Annotated in this window: 14 protein-coding genes; 6 read left to right on the top strand and 8 right to left on the bottom strand. The window is 48.1% G+C overall.

Annotated features, from left to right (window positions below; genetic code table 11):
* Positions 1-3 precede the first annotated feature (3 nt).
* Positions 4-3,243, bottom strand: a complete 3,240-nt coding sequence (locus SD53_RS13210) for an efflux RND transporter permease subunit (RefSeq protein ID WP_046520659.1) — start codon at positions 3,241-3,243, stop codon at positions 4-6.
* Positions 3,244-3,312: 69 nt separating this feature from the next.
* On the bottom strand, positions 3,313-4,380 hold the full coding sequence (locus SD53_RS13205; RefSeq protein ID WP_046520658.1) for an efflux RND transporter periplasmic adaptor subunit: 1,068 nt from the start codon (positions 4,378-4,380) through the stop codon (positions 3,313-3,315).
* A gap of 274 nt (positions 4,381-4,654) precedes the next feature.
* Between SD53_RS13205 and SD53_RS13200 the strand changes: the two genes are divergently transcribed.
* Complete coding sequence (locus SD53_RS13200; protein ID WP_046520657.1) at positions 4,655-6,118, top strand: OmpP1/FadL family transporter; 1,464 nt, start codon at positions 4,655-4,657, stop codon at positions 6,116-6,118.
* A 157-nt stretch (positions 6,119-6,275) separates the two neighbouring features.
* Here the strand turns inward: SD53_RS13200 and SD53_RS13195 are convergent, their stop codons facing one another.
* The 4 genes from SD53_RS13195 to SD53_RS13180 all read right to left on the bottom strand — a co-directional run bounded on the left by SD53_RS13195 (position 6,276) and on the right by SD53_RS13180 (position 9,795).
* A complete protein-coding gene (locus SD53_RS13195; protein WP_052749375.1) occupies positions 6,276-7,607 on the bottom strand; it encodes a DUF4397 domain-containing protein in 1,332 nt (443 codons plus the stop codon).
* 202 nt (positions 7,608-7,809) lie between these two features.
* Complete coding sequence (locus SD53_RS13190; RefSeq protein ID WP_241481800.1) at positions 7,810-8,769, bottom strand: DUF4097 family beta strand repeat-containing protein; 960 nt, start codon at positions 8,767-8,769, stop codon at positions 7,810-7,812.
* A gap of 11 nt (positions 8,770-8,780) precedes the next feature.
* Complete coding sequence (locus SD53_RS18085) at positions 8,781-9,308, bottom strand: hypothetical protein (RefSeq protein ID WP_052749374.1); 528 nt, start codon at positions 9,306-9,308, stop codon at positions 8,781-8,783.
* A complete protein-coding gene (locus SD53_RS13180) occupies positions 9,298-9,795 on the bottom strand; it encodes an RNA polymerase sigma factor (protein ID WP_241481799.1) in 498 nt (165 codons plus the stop codon). The genes SD53_RS18085 and SD53_RS13180 overlap by 11 nt, the downstream gene beginning before the upstream one ends.
* Before the next feature lie 258 nt (positions 9,796-10,053).
* On the opposite strand from SD53_RS13180, the gene SD53_RS13175 reads away from it, so the two are divergent.
* From SD53_RS13175 to SD53_RS13155, 5 genes are all read left to right on the top strand, one after another.
* Positions 10,054-11,790, top strand: a complete 1,737-nt coding sequence (locus SD53_RS13175; RefSeq protein ID WP_052749373.1) for an esterase/lipase family protein — start codon at positions 10,054-10,056, stop codon at positions 11,788-11,790.
* Positions 11,791-11,828: 38 nt separating this feature from the next.
* Entirely contained in the window at positions 11,829-13,133 is a 1,305-nt protein-coding gene (gene yegD, locus SD53_RS13170; RefSeq protein WP_046520655.1) for a molecular chaperone, read from the top strand.
* 129 nt (positions 13,134-13,262) lie between these two features.
* A complete protein-coding gene (locus SD53_RS13165; protein ID WP_046520654.1) occupies positions 13,263-14,678 on the top strand; it encodes a DEAD/DEAH box helicase in 1,416 nt (471 codons plus the stop codon).
* 24 nt (positions 14,679-14,702) lie between these two features.
* Positions 14,703-15,389, top strand: coding sequence for a pseudouridine synthase (locus SD53_RS13160; protein WP_046520653.1), 687 nt, complete (start codon positions 14,703-14,705; stop codon positions 15,387-15,389).
* 68 nt (positions 15,390-15,457) lie between these two features.
* Positions 15,458-15,871, top strand: coding sequence for a DUF4488 domain-containing protein (locus SD53_RS13155; protein ID WP_046520652.1), 414 nt, complete (start codon positions 15,458-15,460; stop codon positions 15,869-15,871).
* On the opposite strand, the gene SD53_RS13150 is transcribed toward SD53_RS13155, so the two are convergent.
* Both SD53_RS13150 and SD53_RS13145 read right to left on the bottom strand, forming a co-directional pair.
* Positions 15,868-17,448 (bottom strand): ATP-binding cassette domain-containing protein, encoded by a 1,581-nt coding sequence (locus SD53_RS13150; RefSeq protein ID WP_046520651.1) that lies wholly within the window; start codon positions 17,446-17,448, stop codon positions 15,868-15,870. The genes SD53_RS13155 and SD53_RS13150 overlap by 4 nt on opposite strands.
* A gap of 176 nt (positions 17,449-17,624) precedes the next feature.
* On the bottom strand, positions 17,625-18,818 hold the full coding sequence (locus SD53_RS13145; protein WP_046520650.1) for an MFS transporter: 1,194 nt from the start codon (positions 18,816-18,818) through the stop codon (positions 17,625-17,627).
* Positions 18,819-18,889: the final 71 nt, after the last annotated feature.

Below are 18,889 nucleotides of genomic sequence, written 5' to 3'. Positions count from 1 at the left end.
GTCTTACTCCTTAGCCGGTTGCACGTCACGCGCTGTCAGGCGGTACAACACAGGAATAAATACCAGCGTCAGCAAGGTTGACAGGCTTAAACCCCAAATCACCGTAATGGCCATGGGAGCGCGGATTTCTGCGCCATCACTGCTGCCCAGTATCATAGGCAGTAAACCCAGCACTGTAGTTAAAGTCGTCATTAGTACAGGGCGTAAACGGGTGGCCCCCGCTTCGACTATAGCGTCCGACACGGCCATGCCCTCAGCGCGGAGCTGATTAATACGGTCAATCAGCACTATGGCGTTGTTCACCACTATACCGGCCAGCATAATCAAACCAATAAACACGATGACGGAAACCCGGGTGCCGGTTAACCACAAACCAAGCACAGCACCAGCACCAGCCAAAGGCACGGTAAATAAAATCAGCAAAGGTTGCAGCAGGTTTTCAAACTGCGACGCCATCACCAGATAGACCAGAAACACCGCTAACAGCAATGCCATCATCAGGGAATTAAAGGAACGTTCCATCTCTTCACTTTGACCGACAATAGTAGCGCCAACACCATAAGGCAAATTCAGCTGAGCCAATACAGCTTTGGCTGCTGCTGTGGCCTGCTCCAGGTCGCCGTAAGCTAAATTAGCGCTCACCAAAGCCACACGTTGTTGACCAATACGGGTAATTTCGCTTGGGCCTACTTCACGTTTAATGTCAGCGACTGCAGACAAAGGCAGTGGTTTTTCGCTGTTTGGGTTAATGATAATGTGCGACAGTTGTTGCTCTGAGTTACGGAAGTTCTCCGCCAGACGCACCCGGATATCAACTTTACGATCGTTAATCGAATACTGGCCCGCTACTTCGCCACCTATGTAATTTGCCACCCGTTTCGACACATCCGCCGCAGTTAAACCCAACTGAGATAACCTGTCGTGGTGGAAATGCAAGGTAATTTCCGGCTGGCCTGAGCGTAACGAACTTTTAATATCGGTAAATCTGTCATTGGCAGCCAGGGCTTTGACCAGTTGATCCGAGGTGGCTTTTAAGCTGGTTAAATCATGGCCGGACAATTCGATTTCCAGTGGCGTACTGAAGCTAAACAGCTCTGGTCTGTCTATTTTCGCCGTCAGATCCGGCATGGTGCTGACCGCATCACGGAACAGTTGAATTAAACGCTCTTCATCCGCCCTGGTCGCACTGTCTTTTAAAATAATATTTAACCGGCCCCAATGGCTGCCGCCGACATTAGGATCCACCGTCATTTGCTGACCCGTACCTGCCTGGGCATAACTACGATCAATTTCAGGTTGCAGTGAGGCCACATCCGCCAGTTGTTTTAATACCTTGTCGGTGCGTTCTATCGCGCTACCGACAGGCAGTTGCACTTCGACATAAAACTCACCCTGACTCATGCTGGGGATCACGTCAAAACCTAAACCCGGGATCAGCGAATAAATCAGCGCGGTAAGGCCAATAGTAGCAGACAGTACCAAAGCTTTGGCGCGTAAGGCGGCAGTTAACACAGCGCGATAACCTGATTCCAGCGCCCGTAAAAAAGCCTGCACTATGTTCAGCAGTGGGTTAAAGATAAAACTTAAACCTTTAGCGACAGCACGAAACAGAACAGTGAAGAGCGTAAATAAGCCTAAAAATACCAAACGCACGCCCAGATACAGCAGATGAAAGGGTACCAGCGGCCATAAATACCAGCGCGATGGTTTCATGGATAGTTTTGTTGATTCGGTGTTCGAAGTGATAGCTGTAGCTGAACTGGTGCGCTCACGCGCTGCCATAGCAGGAATAAGGGTTAAAGCCACCAGCAAAGATGCCAATAAGGCATAAGTGACGGTTAAGGCCTGATCTTTAAACAACTGACCGGCCACGCCTTCGACAAACACCAGCGGGAAAAACACCGCCACTGTGGTTAAGGTTGAAGCGGTAATGGCCATCGCTACTTCACTGGCGCCTTTTTTCGCCGCATCCATCGGAGCCATGCCCTGCTCTTTGTAGCGGGCTATATTCTCCAATACCACTATAGCGTTATCCACCAGCATACCTATAGCCAGGGCTATACCGCCTAAGCTCATAATATTTAAGCTGATATCCTGCCCATACATCAGGTTAAAGGTGGCAATGACCGACAGCGGAATAGAAATCGAGATCACCAGGGTGGTCCAGACATTCCGTAGGAACAAATACAGCACTATCATCGCCAGAATACCGCCTTCCACAGCGGCGGATTTCACTTCATCTATGGCTTGTTTAATAAATGTGGATTGGTCGTAGACTAAAGTTAACTGATAACCAGCAGGCAGATTTTTTTGTAAGTCTTCCAGCTTGGCTGTGACAGTTTTCGCTACCTGTACCGTGTTGGCATCACCCTCTTTGTAAATCGCAATTTCTATCGCTTCTTTACCCTGTACATAAGTAATGCTTTGACGGTCGACAAAAGAGTCACGGATTTCGGCAATGTCGGACAACCGAATTTGGCTTTCACCGACTTTGGCGATATACAAATTGCGAATTTGCTCCAGATTGGCGAACTGGTTAATGGTACGGACTAAATAATCATGGCTGCCGGTTTCTAAACGGCCACCGGCCTGATTAATGTTTTGCTCTTTTAACCGCTGATTGATGGTGCTGATATCCAGCTTTAACTGGCTGAGTTTTTCGTTGTCGATCAGAATTTGAATTTCCTGAGTTAAACCACCATCAGGCCGCACTGCGGCTACACCAGCCAGAGATTCTAAACGACGGCGTAAATCTTCTTCGGCAAAAGTACGTAAGCTCACCAGTTGGGCTGGTGTTAAATCTTGTTTCTCATCGCGGCTTAACGCCAGACGCACTACAGGGTCTAAATTTGGATTAAAGCGCAGTAATAACGGCTTTTTCACATCCAAAGGCAGGTACAGCACGTCGATTTTCTCGCGCACTTCAAGGCCTGCCAGATCCATATCCGAGCCCCATTCAAATTCCATAATCACATCAGAACGGCCAGCCCTGGAGACGGAATGCACTTTACGAATGCCTTTGACAATACCTACAGCTTCTTCAATTGGCTTGCTGACTAACTGCTCCACTTCGGCCGGCGCAGCACCCGCGTATTCAGTGCGGATGGTTAAGGTGGGGTATGACAAATCTGGCAGTAAATTGACGGCCAGTCGCCCCATAGCGACCAGGCCAAATAACATAATACCTAAAGTGAACATCCACATAGTGACTGGACGTGCAACGGCTGTATCCACGAGTTTCATAGAGGATCCCTTAATTTTATCTTTATTATGGATGGTGGGGCTGAGGCCCCACCAGGGAGGGAGATTGAATTAGCTCTTTGCAATCACCTGAACAGGGCTTTGTTCTTTTAAGCTGGCATGACCTGCAGTCACCACCTGCTCGCCTTCAGTTAAACCGTCCACCACTTCAAACATAGTGTCGGACTCATAACCTGTAGTGATGGTTTTGCGTTCCACTTTGCCATCTTTATTCACCACAAAGACTGAGCTGCTGTTATCCATCGCCATCACGGCACGTTTTGGCACTAACAAAGCGGCAGTTTTGGCGTCATATTGCACTTCTACCTGGGCAAACATACCGGCTTTTAAGCTCAGATCGCTGTTATCCACTGCCACTGTGACGCGGGCTGTACCAGTAGTAGCGTCCACCACCGGCGAGATCCGGATAATCTTCGCGGCTTTGACTGGCAGAGCTGCAAAGTGTAAGTAGGCAACCTGACCCACTTTAGCCCGTGGCAGTTGATGTTCAGGTAAATTGATCACTGCCTCTAAACGCTCTTGTGACACAATTTCAAACAAAGCTTTGGATGAGTATTCAGTGATCAACTGACCGACTTTGACATGACGACGGGCTATCACACCGCTGATAGGCGCAATGATCTGAGTCTCTTTGAGTGCCAGCTCGGACAGGGCGACAGAGGCGGATAACGATTCTACCTGCCATTTTAATTTGTCGTAGACATCAAAACTGACCAGCTTTTTCTGGTACATGGTTTCTAACCGCGCCAGTTCGCTTTTTAACTGACCCAACTCGGCCTTGCCTTTGGCCAGGTTCAGTTGCTGACGTTCAGTATCTAAAATGGCCATCACCTGACCTGCTTTAACAAAATCCCCTTCTTCGACAAACAACTGCTGCACTATGCCGGTTGATTTGCTGTTCACTTCAGCATCTTCCTTGGCTTCTAAGGTCGTCGTAGTGCGGTACAGGCTGCTGATTTCACCGCGACTGACCAAAGCAGCTTCGACCGGGATGCTAATTACAGCCTCCACTTTGGCAGCATCCGGACTTCCTTCAGCGCTGCCGCAACCAGTTAACACCAAAGAGCCGGCCAATAAGGCGGTAGTTACAGCAGTAGCGAGCAATGAGCGGGTTTTCATAATTTATCCTTAAACAAGCAAAGTCGAATCAGTTGCGATGGGATTGCATCCCTTGTGCCACTTCATGAAAACAGAAAAAATCCATTTAAAAACAATTAGTTAATAAATAAAAATTCAAATTCAGCCTAAGTTCACTTCAAGCATTTAGCAAATTTCACTACTTTTTAGTCAAAGCAAGATCCGACCAGTAGCAAAATTTGCCAGACTTAGAGCATGTACTCTAGGGCGCTGTCCTCCTATAATGCCGCGGAATTTATTACAGGGTACAAAAACAATGTTACGAAAAGCTTCATTACCTTTAGCCATCAGCCTTGCCTTAGTCAGTCAGTCTGCTTTTGCTGAAGGTTATAAATTATTTGAACAATCAGTCAGTGCAGCAGGTAACGCTTATGCAGGCCGCGGCGCACAAATTACCGATGCATCTTTGGTGTACTCTAACCCTGCGGCTTTAACTAAACTCAAAGGCGCCCAATTTTCCGGTGGTGTCAACCTGATCTATGCCACCACCCGCTACAACGATGCATCCGCGCAAAGCGCCAATGGCATGCCTGTCACAGGCCGTGATTCAGGCAAACTAACTTTATCCGAATTAGTGCCTTTTGCTTTTTACAGCGATCACTTCAGCGACAACTTAAGCTGGGGTATAGGTGTGTACGCTCCTTTTGGTTTATCGTCCGACTATCAGAACGATTGGGTTGGCCGCTATTTTGCCGATGAAACCGCAATAAAAGTCGTCGCTATGCAGCCCACCCTTGCCTATAAACTGTCACAAGACTGGTCTGTTGGTTTGGGTTTAAACGTCAACTATGCTGAAGGTACTTTGTCGAAATACAAAGATCACTCAGGTTTATGTGAACTGGGCACCAACGTCAATGGCTTGTATGGCGCTAATGTGTATAACGCAGCCTACTGTGACAGTCATTATGAGGTGAATGGTGATGACGTGGCCGCAGGTTATACCCTCGGTATTCATGGTGATTTAGGTTCCACCAAACTGGCGTTAGTCTATCACTCAGAAGTGAAATACAGCTTAAAAGGTGATTCCGAAATTACCAATACGCCTATCACTGGCGCCAATGTGGCAGGCAATCCAAACTTTATCGTGGTAGCACCTCAACTGCCCGCCATCAGTTTAGCAACGGGTAAACTGGCCTCAAACAGCTACCTGTCCGAGCAAAGCAAACTGGATTTAACCACGCCTGCCAATATGGCGTTTAGCCTTGATCAGAAGCTGACCGATGTTTTATCTGTGCAAGCCAGCGTCAACTGGACAGGCTGGAGCAGCTTTGAATCCATTGATATCGTCAGCGACGATGCAACACCAAGCATCTCTTTAAGTACGCAATTGCCACAAAATCTGAATAAAGCCGGTTATATCGGCTATATCCCTGAGCACTGGCACGATACCTGGTCCTTTTCTGTTGGCACTACAGTGCAATACAACGACGAGCTGACGTTAAAAACCGGTCTGGCATACGATGAAAACCCGATCAGCAGCAGCCATAAAACAGCCCGGGTTCCGACCGCAGACCGCATCTGGTGGACCTGGGGCGCCAACTGGGCTCTAACACCAGAGCAAAGTGTTGATTTTGCTTATGGTTATATGTGGATGAACAAAGTAAACATCGATGAGCACGAATACAACGCCAATGGCGACCGTATTTACAACTCTGGTGTGCAGGCGACTTACCGTAACAAAGCTCAGGTTCTGGCCGTGCAGTGGAACCACAAGTTTTAATTCTGCCGCTGTCCTGATACCACCTGTTGTCAAAACCACCGTTTTTACGGTGGTTCAGATTAATGACAAACCCCACCAAAAAAGGCGGGGTTTGTCATTAATCTGCCGGCCACTTCCTGTGGCCGTGTTTTGTTTTTACAACTTCACTACCCGTGAATTATTTAACCAGTGTGATTTTGAAACCACTGGGTGCAGCAGTGGACGGCTCAGCCGCCAGAATGTAGTTTTTGCCTGCCTCCAGTTGCAAGGTCTCTGTTTTATCTAACAGGCTGATGGTGCCGTTGTCGGCTACATGAACCAAAGAGATGGAGTAGAAATCTTTTGGTAATACCAAAGTGGCGTACTTTTTGAAATCCAATGCTTTGACATGGAATTTGGCACTTTCAATAGTTTCGTTTTGACGCACAAAATAGAAATGCAGGTTTTTGAAATCAGGAACCAGATTCGCCACGTTAATCTCATGCTCATGCACTTGTGGCAAATTCTTCTCGGTAAAACTAACCAGCCCCACCTTTTGCTCAGCGTCACGGAACAACAATACGGACTTACTTTGCCCTGCATTGATGGTCAGCAATACGTTGTTTAACAATAACTGATTGTTTTCATTTAATACCGCGATGCTGTAGTCGTTTTTGTCTAGCTGAATGTAGTCTGTCAGTGTGTCCTGTACTAAATCTGCAACAGGTAAGTTATTGATTGCAATCTGACCTTGCTGATTGTCCAGGCTGTTGTAGATACGCACCTGACCTTTAGCCAGGCGGTGTTCCAGTGCCTCAACTGCTGTCGAGTTGCCCACTATATCCAACGACACTTGTTGCTGCATAGGACCCAGTTTGTCACGCACCACTAATACATAGCTGGTGGTGTACTGGAAGTTATAAGCGACAGCCTCAAAAAATGGGGTTTTGCTACCCGCCGTGGTGATAAAGAGTTTGTATTTGCCACGTTTGAGCATTTTGCCGGTGTTAGTGATTTCTTTTGCGGAAACAGACTCTAACAAAGTTGCTTTACTGAAATCATCGGTCTCAGCCGCAGTATATAAATCAACTTTGTCATAGCTGTTGGATAAGTTAGCGACAAAGACCCGGAACTCATCATCAAACTTTTCTTCACGCTTATGAGTTAATGTCAGAATGCTTGGGTTTGCAGCATCACCCGCCATCAGTAACAAGGTTTTATCGCCTTTATTCAGCGTGATATCCGCTTCTTTGATCAAAGCGCTGCTGGTGGCATTTTTCAACTGATACTTGTAGGTTCCCGGATCAATCGCCAGCATATTGGACGCGTCACCAAAGGTGGCACTGCCTGCCGCGACATCATTCACAGTCAGAGAGCTGTTTGCGCTATTGGCAGCACCATTGTAAAACTGCACGTACCCTTGATTAAAACCCTCTTCTGCTTTATCGCCTGAGCTGCCACCGCAGGCGGCCAGAGCGATCAGCGAAAACAAAGGCAAAGCCAGACGACTGGCACGCTGTATCATGTTCATTAAGCTATCCTGTATCTTGGTTGTTCGTTGGCCAAGAGATTATGTATAGCCCTATGAAAATCCTAGCGTTTTTACCAACTCAGACAGTTAATAACAGCTTTTGACAAATCATTTATAACTGAATACTAAATAGCTATTGCAAAGTCATGTAAAGACAGTTTGCAGAATCAAGGCAGCAGGCCTGACGCCTGCTGCCTTCGCTTTACTCTGTTTCCAGCTTCAGCAAACCACTGACAGTATTCATCTCGACACTGCCTTCCCCTTTGCCTGTGCTGAACTCAAGGCTGCTGCGGGGACCATATTTTGCTCTTTCTGCTTTTTGGCTGGTTAATTCGTTTTTGATAGAGCCCCCCGCATTGGCCACCAGATTAAATTTAGCGCTAACCGCTTTCTCAAGTTTTAGTTTGGCGTTGCCGCTGACCGTGCTCGCTTCGATACGTGGCGTCAGACTGCCTTTGACTTCAGCTTCCAGCTCTCCATTGACAGAGCTCATAGTCAGTTGCTGTACATTGGTCAATTCCAAATCAGCCTCACCATTGACCACTGATACTGCAACTTCTGAGGCCGATGATTTGCTTTCAATACTACCGTTGACCGCTTCAATGCTAAGCCGGCCCTGAGATCCGCTGTCTTCAATTTCGCCATTGACTGTATTGAGCGTAATGCGGCCATTGTTATTGACGCTGGTTATTTCGCCATTGACCGTTTCCAACTGAATAAATTGTTGTAGCTTTTCAGCATAAACCGAACCATTCACCGTTGTCACTTTGGTGCTGCCTTGCACGCCTGACACTCTGACACTGGCATTGACGCCCTGAAACTCCAGTTGTGCGCCCAACGGGACTTCAATCTGTAAGCGTGAACCCTGTTTTTCCTGATCGCCCCAGTTGCCGTAGTTACTCATGGTCGGCATTTTCACTTTAAAACTGGTGAAACCATTTTTAGAACTCAGTTCATACCCTTCGGCTTTTTCGTCTAACGTACCAGAGACTTTAAAACGCGTCTCCCCTGTTGCAATGATCTGGACTTCTCCACGCATATTCTCGATGTAGATCCTTTCATTATTTGCCACCTGCAGGTTTTCATTCACCGACTCCGCTGCCCATAATGGCTGGCTGAATATCGATAAAGCCAGGCCTAAAATCAGTTGTTGTTTCATCATGTTACTCCAGATTAAACCAGGCCCGACTGGACCACTTTTTGTAAATAATTCTGCTGCTGGCTATACAATTGCCTTAATTGCTTTAGCAGCACTGCTTCATTCGGGTTGTACTTCAGTGCCAGTTGAACCTGCCCTATGGCTTGCTGCCATTGCGCCATTTGTTGCTGCCAATCTGCATACACAGGGTCTACCGTTTTCATACTGGCCAGTTGCTTCGCTTTGGCTTGCTCAAAGCTGTAGACTATCGCTGTCTCCGCATCCAGCAACTGCGGGTTTACGCTACCGGCTTGACTGGCCGTCACAGGTTGCGGACCTGCGGGCTGCCAGAATAAAGTCACAGCCAACAGCACCGATGCCGCACTAGCGATATAAGCGCTGGCAAAAGGTACAGACAACCATCTGTGGGTGTTCACTGCCTCTGCCGTGGCGGGCAGGTTGTCCGTTAAACGCTGCTCCAGCTCAGGCCATAAATCGCGGGACGGTGTTAATTCACTGGAAAGTCCGGCGATCAAACGATCTAATTGTTGTTCAGTTTTCATCTAACCACTCCCGTAATAACTGCCGTGCTCTGTGGTACTGCGATTTGGAACTGCCCTCGGCTATGCCAAGTAGCTGCGCAATCTCCTGATGCTGATAGCCCTCCAGAGCAAACAACACGAACACGGCCCTTGCCTGATGTGGCAAACGTAAAATCAACTGCTCTAATTCTCTGCTTTGTCCTAATTCCGCCCCTGCTAATTCAGGCATATCTTCGGTAGCCAGTCGGAGCAACTTGTCCTGACGCCACAGATCGATGGCGGTGCGGGTCGCGATACTGTGCAACCAGGTACTAAAGAGACTGTCGCCGCGAAACAGACTCAGTTGTTGCCATACTTTGACAAACACTTCCTGGCAGGCATCTTCTGCTTTATTGCGATCCGCCAGTAAACGTAAACAGATGGCATATACCCTGCCGCAATACTGCTGATAAAGTTGTCTGAACGCACTGCGATCGCCCTGCTGCGACAGGCAAACCAGTTCATCCATGTCATGCGTTCTTTGCTCTGGATAGTCAGACCTTAACATCCCGCCCCTGCTATTGAAAAAATGCAACTTAATTGGTGTTATAAAGTGAGTCGGAACCACAGCAACAAAAGGTTTAAACGCCGGAATAAAAAACTTCAAAATAATATCAGTCGTGGCCATACTATAGCTGAGTGACTGATTTTTAATATAAATTTTGCTTAGTTTGCTACAAAATCACAGCCTGCTCTGCAGGTATTTTCGATAAAACAGGAGAGACAGGTGCCCCGTCAGCTTCAAAAAGCCAGCTTGTTTATGCTCTGCCTGTTGTTACTTGCCGGTTGTACCAGTCCGCATTTTCTAAAACTCTTGCCATCAACCAAAAAAGCACTGGAAGCCAATCGGCTGTTCAGTTACCAGTACGCCCGTATGCAGCAGATGACGGCACAAGAGCTGGCTTTGTACTGCCCGGATTTGCTCAACTTACCTGATGAAAGCGCCAATAAAAGTTTGTTACAGCTCAGTTGTGCCCAACTCTGGTTATCTTCTGCTCTGTTGTCAGGGGAGCAGTTGCAGCAAGCCACCCAGCTCTACAATCAAAGTCTGACGCAGTTTTTACACACCATGCTACCGAAACAAAAGTATCGTCACCCTGCACTGCGCATCGAACTGGAGCCGGTTAAGGATGAAACCGGATTGGTGTTTGACGATTATATGCTGGCCAGCAAGTTTCAGGCGGTCAGAACTCACCATCAACGCGCTGCCGACTCTGGTCTTGGCGTAAGCCTGGTGGCAGCACGGGAAAACACCGGCAAAGGCCAGGACACACTCTACCCGCCTGAAGGTATTTTTCGCGCCGTGACCGTCAGCCTGAAACAACTCAAGTTTAGTAAAGACCTGCAAATTCAACTGACCTTACAAGGGCATCTGATGCACCATGCCGCAGATTTGAACTTCGCCTCCGCCTCTTATCCACTGCTGTATGATGCCGCCAGTAGTTATTTATGGCTGATGCAACAGGCCAAACTGGCTGATTTAGAATTGCCCGGTTTATTCAACGCAGAGCTGGCTGACAGTAAACTGGGAATTTACAGCGTGACCCCGCTGCATAAGGATAAACAACCCTTGTTGCTGATCCATGGTTTGAATTCCAGCCCTTTGATTTGGTATGAACTGACGATGGCGGTGCTGCAGGATGAACAACTGAAACAGCGTTACCAGATCTGGCATGCTTTTTATCCGTCCGGCCCGCCTCCCTTTTACAATTCCATGCGTTTACGTAAAAAACTGGATGAACTGCACAGCATGCTGAAAGCCGGAGGTGGCGGCAGGCAGTTGGATGCCATGGTTGTGGTAGGTCACAGTATGGGAGGAGTGATCAGTAAAACTCTGGTTCAGAATACCGGCTATGTGCTCTGGGATTTAAGTTTTACCGAGCGTCCGGAGCAGCTCGGGGCTGTGAAGCAGGAACTGGACAAAATTAAAGATATTTTTATCTTTAATGCCAGACCTTATATCGACAAAGTAGTGTTTATCGACACACCACATGGCGGCTCTGAATCCTCTGAATCAGTACTGGCCGGTATTGCTAGTTGGTTTATTAATTTACCGAAAAACTTCACCACACTGATCCGTGATTTTATTCTGAAACTTGGGCCAGACAAAGTGACCCTGCCGATGCGTGAATACCTCAACGACGGCGGAGGTCCGCATTCAGTTCAGGTGTTGTCTCCCCGCCATCCTTTACTGCAAGGTTTGAATAAGCTGGAGTATCAGCGACCTGTGTATTCTATTATCGGTAGCAATGGGCCTTTATCCTGCACGGATGAAAAAAGCTGTAGTCAAATCAGCGACGGTGTAGTGCCGTTTTTCAGCGCCCATCAAAACAAAGCCGTACAGGAGATCATTGTGCCCTCACGCCATAACTCTTACCAATCCCCACCAGCCCTTGAGTTTTTATTGCACCTGCTCAGACAACCCGCCGGTGAAGCCAAAGTCGTGGGAAATACCGTTGAATAACGTTATACTCGCCGGCCTTTTTTCTGACAGGTGATGTGATGTCTGCTCCTTACCTTGCTGTTGATTTTGGTACTTCCAACTGTGCCGCAGGTTTTATGCTGGAACAACAGCCGCATTTACTGGCGTTGGAGCAGAACGGCAGCCGCTATTTAAGTTCGGCTTTGTATATCGAACGCCAGCGTGATCCGGACGACGAAGACGCTTACCTGTCGGCCAGCCTGACCCGTTTACTCGCGCAAAATAGCAAGGTGCTGGTCGGTAAAGCCGCGCACGAACGCTACAGTATGGACCCTTTAGGCGGCGTCTTTATACGCTCGCCTAAATCGATGCTCGGCAGCCGGTTAACACCGGCTCAAACTGAAATTTATACTCAGGTCGCTACCTTGTTGCTCAGCCGGATCAAACAAAGTGCAGAACAACAGTTAAACCATCAGGTTGAACGGGTATTGATTGGCCGCCCTATCCATTTTCAGGGCATAGATTTAGCCTTGGGCGACGAACGCGCTTTGGCAATTCTGAATCAGGCCGCCAGCAGAGTAGGTTTTAAAGACGTCGATTTTGCTTACGAGCCGGTGGCAGCAGCCATTGAATACGAGCGGCACTTAACTCAAGAGCAACGGGTGCTGGTCGTCGATATTGGTGGGGGGACCAGCGATATCAGCCTGATCCGCCTGGGGCCGCAGCATAGCCAAAGCTTTGACCGCAGTAGCGATTTATTAGGCCACAGCGGTAAACGTATTGGTGGGGTTGATATGGACATCAAACTGACTATTTATGGCCTGATGAAACTCTTTGGTCGCCAGAGTCTGGCGCTGGACGGAAAACCTTTGCCCGGTGCGCTGTTCAGCGACGCGGTGAATATTATCGATATCCACGCACAAGAGCGGTTTTACGCCGAAAAAACCTACGATGAACTGCTGGATTTAACAGAGTTAGCGGCAGAACCACAACTTTTAAGACGCTTTGTGCAGGTCTATCAGCAACATTTAAGTTATTACCTGAATCAAAAAGCTGAGCAAGCTAAAATCGGCCTGACCGAACAGGCTGCTGTGGATGTGGTGCTGGAGCGTATTGAGCCAAATCTTTTGCAAAACCTGTCGCAGCAGCAACTGATGGATGCTTTGTATCAGGAATTATCCGGTATCAGTAAGTTGATTCAACAGTGTTTACACAGTGCGGGCGCAAAACCTGACCGCATTTTTGTCACAGGGGGCGCGTCAGCAGTGCCCGGGGTCCAGCCAATGCTGCAGCAATTATTGCCTGATGTGCCGGTGATCCGCGGTGATCAGTTTGGCTCTGTCGCTATGGGATTAAGCAAACTGGCTTCGCTGCGTTTTGGCTAATTCAGCATACAATTCGGCTAGCTGCACAAAAAATCAACAATAGCGCTGGTCGCCTCAGCGCTTTCCCGTTACAATGCGCGGCTTTTTGCGCGGGCCAATTGGGGTTTGCGCTTTTATTTGAGAAATTTAATGTCATTTTCTGCTTTGGGTTTAAACCCAGCTTTAGTTGAGGCCGTGCATCAGGCCGGTTATACCCAACCTACTCCTATTCAGCAACAGGCCATTCCTGCTGTATTACAGCGCCGTGACTTGTTGGCAGCCGCTCAAACCGGCACCGGCAAAACCGCCAGCTTTGTGTTGCCTATTTTGCAAATTTTATCAGCGCAGCCTGTGCAGAAACCTCGTCCGGTCAAGGCGCTGATTTTAACGCCAACCCGTGAACTGGCGGCGCAGATTGAAGAACAAATTCAGAAATACGGCAAAGAATTAAGCCCTAAATTAAAACATCATGTGGTGTTTGGTGGTGTCAGCATTAACCCACAAATGATGGCCTTACGTGGTGGCGTCGACATTTTAACTGCCACTCCGGGGCGTTTACTGGACCTTTTGAGTCAAAACGCCTTAAAGCTGGATCAGGTGCAACTGCTGGTGCTGGACGAAGCCGACCGTATGCTGGATATGGGCTTTATCCGCGATTTGAAGAAAATTCTGGCTTTACTGCCTAAAGTACGGCAAAACCTGCTGTTTTCCGCAACCTTCAGCGATGAAATAAAATCACTGACCCAAGGCCTGTTACAAAACCCGCTGATGATCCAGGTTACGCCAGAGAACACCACAGTTGAAAAAATTGAGCAGCAGGTGTATTTGCTGAACAAAGGCCAGAAAACTGCGGCTTTGTGTGAACTGATCACCGAAAATAACTGGCAACAGGTGTTGGTCTTTATGCCGACCAAACACGAAGCCAACCGTTTAAGCGAACAGCTAACTTATGCCGGTATTCCGTCAGCGGCTTTGCATGGCAACAAAAGCCAGAATGCCCGCACTAAAGCGTTGGCCGATTTTAAAGCCAATGAGTTAAGAGTGCTGGTGGCAACCGATGTGGCCGCCCGTGGCATCGACATTTCTCAGTTACCTTATGTAGTGAACTTTGCGCTGCCCCGCTCCCCTGCCGACTATGTGCACCGTATAGGCCGTACCGGCCGTGCTGGCAAATCGGGTCTGGCTGTGTCTTTTGTTGCGCCGGATGAACTACCACAACTGAAACTGGTGGAACGTTTAATTGGTATCAAACTGCCCAGTCAGACGATGAATCCAAACCCATTGCCAGAAGCCATGGTCGCTATCGCCAAAGCACCACGGCCACCTCGTCCTGTGCGTAAACCACAAGCTGAAAACGCCAAGCCGAAACATGGCGGCAATAAGCCAGCAGCCAATGGCGGAGCCAAACCAGCTCAGGGTCAAAAGCCAGCACGCCGTTTTGAAGCGCCTAAAACACCTGGTATTCAGACACAGGCCGCAGGCCATATGGCCACTCCAGCCGCTGAACATAACAACGGCAAAGGCCAGCGCCGTCGGTTTAAACCTAAACCGAAAACTACGGCTTAAGCTGTTGCTCAGGTAGAAAAACGAATGAAAATTCGTTTAGCCAAATACCTGGCCGAGCACGGCCTTTGTTCAAGACGAGCCGCATCAAGGCTGATTGACGAAGGCCGGGTTTTAGTGAATGACCGTCCTGCCAATCATATCGACCATGTTGATGCAGAGGATTCGATTCAGGTGGATGGCCAACCTTTTGTCGCTGCCACGGAAAAACACTATGTTTTGTACCATAAACCTGTTGGCATCGACTGTAATCTCAATCCGGAGAAAGCCGACAGCCTGTATCATTTGCTGCAGCAATTCCCGATGCGACTGTTTCCTGTTGGCCGGCTGGATAAAGACTCCTGTGGTTTAGTGCTGTTGACCAATGATGGCGAACTGGCACAGCGCTTGTTGCACCCCGATTTTTTCCATGAAAAAACCTATCAGGTGACAGTAGATAAAACTCTGACCGAACAGGCTTTAGCGCAACTAGCGTCCGGTGTCAGTTGGACAGTCGGCCCCCATCACTATCAATCCCGCCCTTGTCAGGTGACTCAATGCAGCGAACACAGCTTTGACATTGTGCTGACACAAGGCTTAAACCGACAAATCCGTTATATGTGCCGCACGCAAGGTTTAAAAGTGCTGCAGCTAAAACGTGTTCGGCTGGCGCAATTTCAGTTGGGTGATTTAGCCGAAGGTTGTTTTCAAATCACCACGCCGGGTGCAGCCTAAAGCGGCTTATCAATTGCTGTTTTCTGTTGTAGAGTAAGACCTAAGCCAATGACAGAAAAGGATTGAAGATGAAGAACTTAGCCCTCTTGCTGCTTGTAGCGTGCTGGTTTATCGCAACGCCACTGTGGGCTTCAGAGTCTTTTTTATTGCAAGGTAGCTGGGCGCTAAAATCTGCGGTTTATACCAAAGCAGATGGCACTGTGATTAAAGGGTCGGGCGCGGATCTCAAATCGGTCAAAGTCTTATCCAAAGGCCATTTCAGTTTTGTCACAGTCCACAAAGATGGTAGTTTCAGCAGCGCCTTAACCGGCACTTATCAGTTAAAAGGCGATTCCTACCAGGAAACACCTCTCACGGGCTCTGTCGCTGCCATGCTGAATAAAACCTATGATTTTAAAGCCAAAGTCGAAGATAATCTCTGGCATCACAGCGGCATGGAAGATGGAATGCAAATTGAAGAAGTCTGGGTAAGGCTGGATTAATCCAGCCTTACCGACGCAGAGAAATCAAACTGCTGCCATTGATTTTGCTGATGAGTCACCAGCATAAAACCGGCAGGATAGCGGTGTAAAAAACTTTGTAACATAGCCCGCGCCTGAAAATCCAGATGATTGTCCGGCTCATCCAGCAGCAAAAAAGGCGCATAAGGCTGCAATGCCAAAATCAGTAACAACAACTTCATCCGCTCTCCACCACTGAGCTGCTGTGTGGGAACTGCCAGACGCAAAGCATCAAGGCCTATGCCAGACAAGGCCGTTCTTATCTGCGACTCCTGCTGCACCTCTGTAAGCGCTCTGATCGCCTCAACAGCGCCGTCAAAATCATGCACTAGCGACAAATGCTGATCAAGATACCAAAGCTGCTGCTTCACCTGCACCATCCCCTGTATTGGCTGAAGACAACCCGCCAGTACTTTGAGTAAAGTCGACTTGCCACTGCCATTGCTTCCGCTGACAAGGCAGCGTTGCTGCACGTCTAGCTGAAAGGATAAAGGCGCACTGTGACCATAAGGCAGCACCAGGCTATCACAGCAAATTACCGGCCCATTACAACTTTTTACCGCGCGGACCGCGGGTAGTTTGGGTAACTCACGCTGATCCAGTTGTCGCTGTAATTGCTGGCGCTTTGCGGCAAGCTCCTGCTGCTGCGCCTGCACCTGTAGCTGCAAACGGCCACGACTTTGTTCTGCCTGCTGTGCTTTTCTGCCGAGCAGTATCGGCGCCTGATTGGCCTGTGTTCGATTTCGTTTAGCCTGTTGATGCTTTTGCTGCTGAAGTTCGAGCAAACGTTGCTGCTGTTGTTGCTGAGCGCGTTGTTGTTTTTTCAACTTGTCATTTTGCTGTTGCAACTCAAACTGCAGCCTTTGGCTTTGCAGCATAAAGTCCTGGTAATTGCCCTGATATTTCTCCAGCCCTAAAGGCGACAGTTGATAAATACAATCCACTGTCGACAACAACTCCACATCATGACTGACCAACAAATACCCGGCCTTGTACTGTTTTAACTGATGGTGAAGCCATAACCGGCTTTGCTGATCCAAATGATTGGAGACTTCATCCAATAGCAAAAACTGACCTGAGGCAAAGGCTTTGGCCAGCCGCAATTTCATCAATTGGCCACCACTTAACGCAGCCAAAGCTAAGGTCGTATCGGTCGGTAAACCGAGCTGCTCTAGCCAGTGTTGAAACTCAGTTTTGGATAACCACCGCTCGCCGATGCAATCAAAATCGGCTTGATCCACACCGCCAGCCTCTACTCGAGCTAAAGCATCAAACAAAGCATCTAAGCCCATATAACTACGGACACTTTGCTCCAGAGCCGTTTCATGTTGTGACACATAATAAAATGGTCGCAACCAGATCAATTCTCCTTTGTGAACCAGCCGGGGCTCAAGGCCAGCTAAACCTCTTAAAAACAGAGATTTACCGCAACCATTCAATCCAACCAAGGCCTGAGCTTTATCCTGCAGTTGCAGATCAATAGCTGGATGTAACAGTTCAAGAGCCGGATCGCTCCACTGAAATTGGCGACATAACAATACGGTAGATAATTCAGACATACAGACTCCTGAAATACAGGAATACTGCGCTCACAGACGAAGAGAAAAATAGTAAGTACCTGTTAAACAACAGCATTCCTGATGATTTGTAAAATAACCACTACAAATTTTCGGGAATTTAGTCGTTCATGTCGGCGCTACTCAAAGTGGAAGTGAGCAGATGTTAACAAGCCACCTCATGTGCTGACAACTGATTTTATCGCACTACGGTTTAACCAAAGGCTTAACAATAAAGTCAGCGTAAACATAAACAATGAACCAAGCACCACACCATTCCAGCCCCAGTGCTGCCAGAAGGGCGACAAATACAAACCACCAGAACTGGCGCCTACATAATAAAACACCAGATACAAAGCGCTGGCACTGGCTTTGGCTTTTATTGCCTGTTGATTGACCCAACCACTGGCGAGGGAGTGGCAAAGAAAAAAACCAAAGGCGCTGATAAAAAACCCACTGACAATCAGAGGCAAGGCGTCATACAAGGTCAGCACTGTGCCCAGCATCATAATCATGATCCCCAGAGCCATCCCTAACGCCGGATGGATTTTTTGTCCGACTTTGCCAGATAACGCCGAACCAACAGTACCTGTTAAATAGGTGACAAATAACAAGCCAATCCAGCCGCTTGACAAGAAATAAGGCGCTTCGGCAAGGCGAAATGCGACAAAAGTGTACTGATTTAAAAAGATAAAAAAGTTAAGACCACCAATCAGATAAGTCAGTAACAAAGTTTTCTGCCGTAAATGAAACCAGTTATCTGACATGGCTTGTTTGAGCTCAAAGGGTTGCTTTTGAAAATAGCTGGATTTAGGTAAGTAACGCCAGACCAGATAAGTACAAAGCACACTACCCAACCCCATAGGCCAGAATACCCATTGCCAATGATTCAGCTCAGCAAACCAGCCCGACAATAAACGCCCGCTGATGCCTCCTAACGAATTAGCGCTAATGTAATAGCCCACCGCTACTACCATAGCGGTTTTACTGAACTCTTCGCCCATATAAGCGATGGCAATGGCTGGCAATCCGCCCAGACAAAAGCCCTGCAAAGCACGTAGTATCAATAAGGAGTGGTACGATTCCACCTGAGTCAGCGCCAAGGTACTAAGCGCCATACCTGCCAGACTCCAAAGCAACAAAGTACGGCGACCATAGGCATCAGACAAAGCGCCGTAGACCAGCAAAGACAAACCTAAGGCCAGGGTGCCTATGGCATAACTCCAGCTAGTTTGCAGTGGTGTCAGTTGAAATTCGTGGCTTAACAGCGGTAATAAAGGTTGCAGCATATGAAGATTGGCAAACACAAATACAGCCGCCAGACAAAGCGCAAAACTGGCAGCGTAAAAAGCAGGTGTGTTTTTTTCAATCATGGTTTTTAATCATCAACAACAAAGAGTCAGCAACGCTGACTGATCAACGAGGGTTAAGTATACAGTGAATA

Origin of the sequence: Rheinheimera mesophila (assembly GCF_000986865.1) — a bacterium.
GTDB classification, from domain to species: Bacteria; Pseudomonadota; Gammaproteobacteria; order Enterobacterales; family Alteromonadaceae; genus Pararheinheimera; species Pararheinheimera mesophila.
The sequence above is the reverse complement of the archived record's forward strand: the minus strand, read 5'-3'. Positions and strand labels throughout refer to the sequence as shown.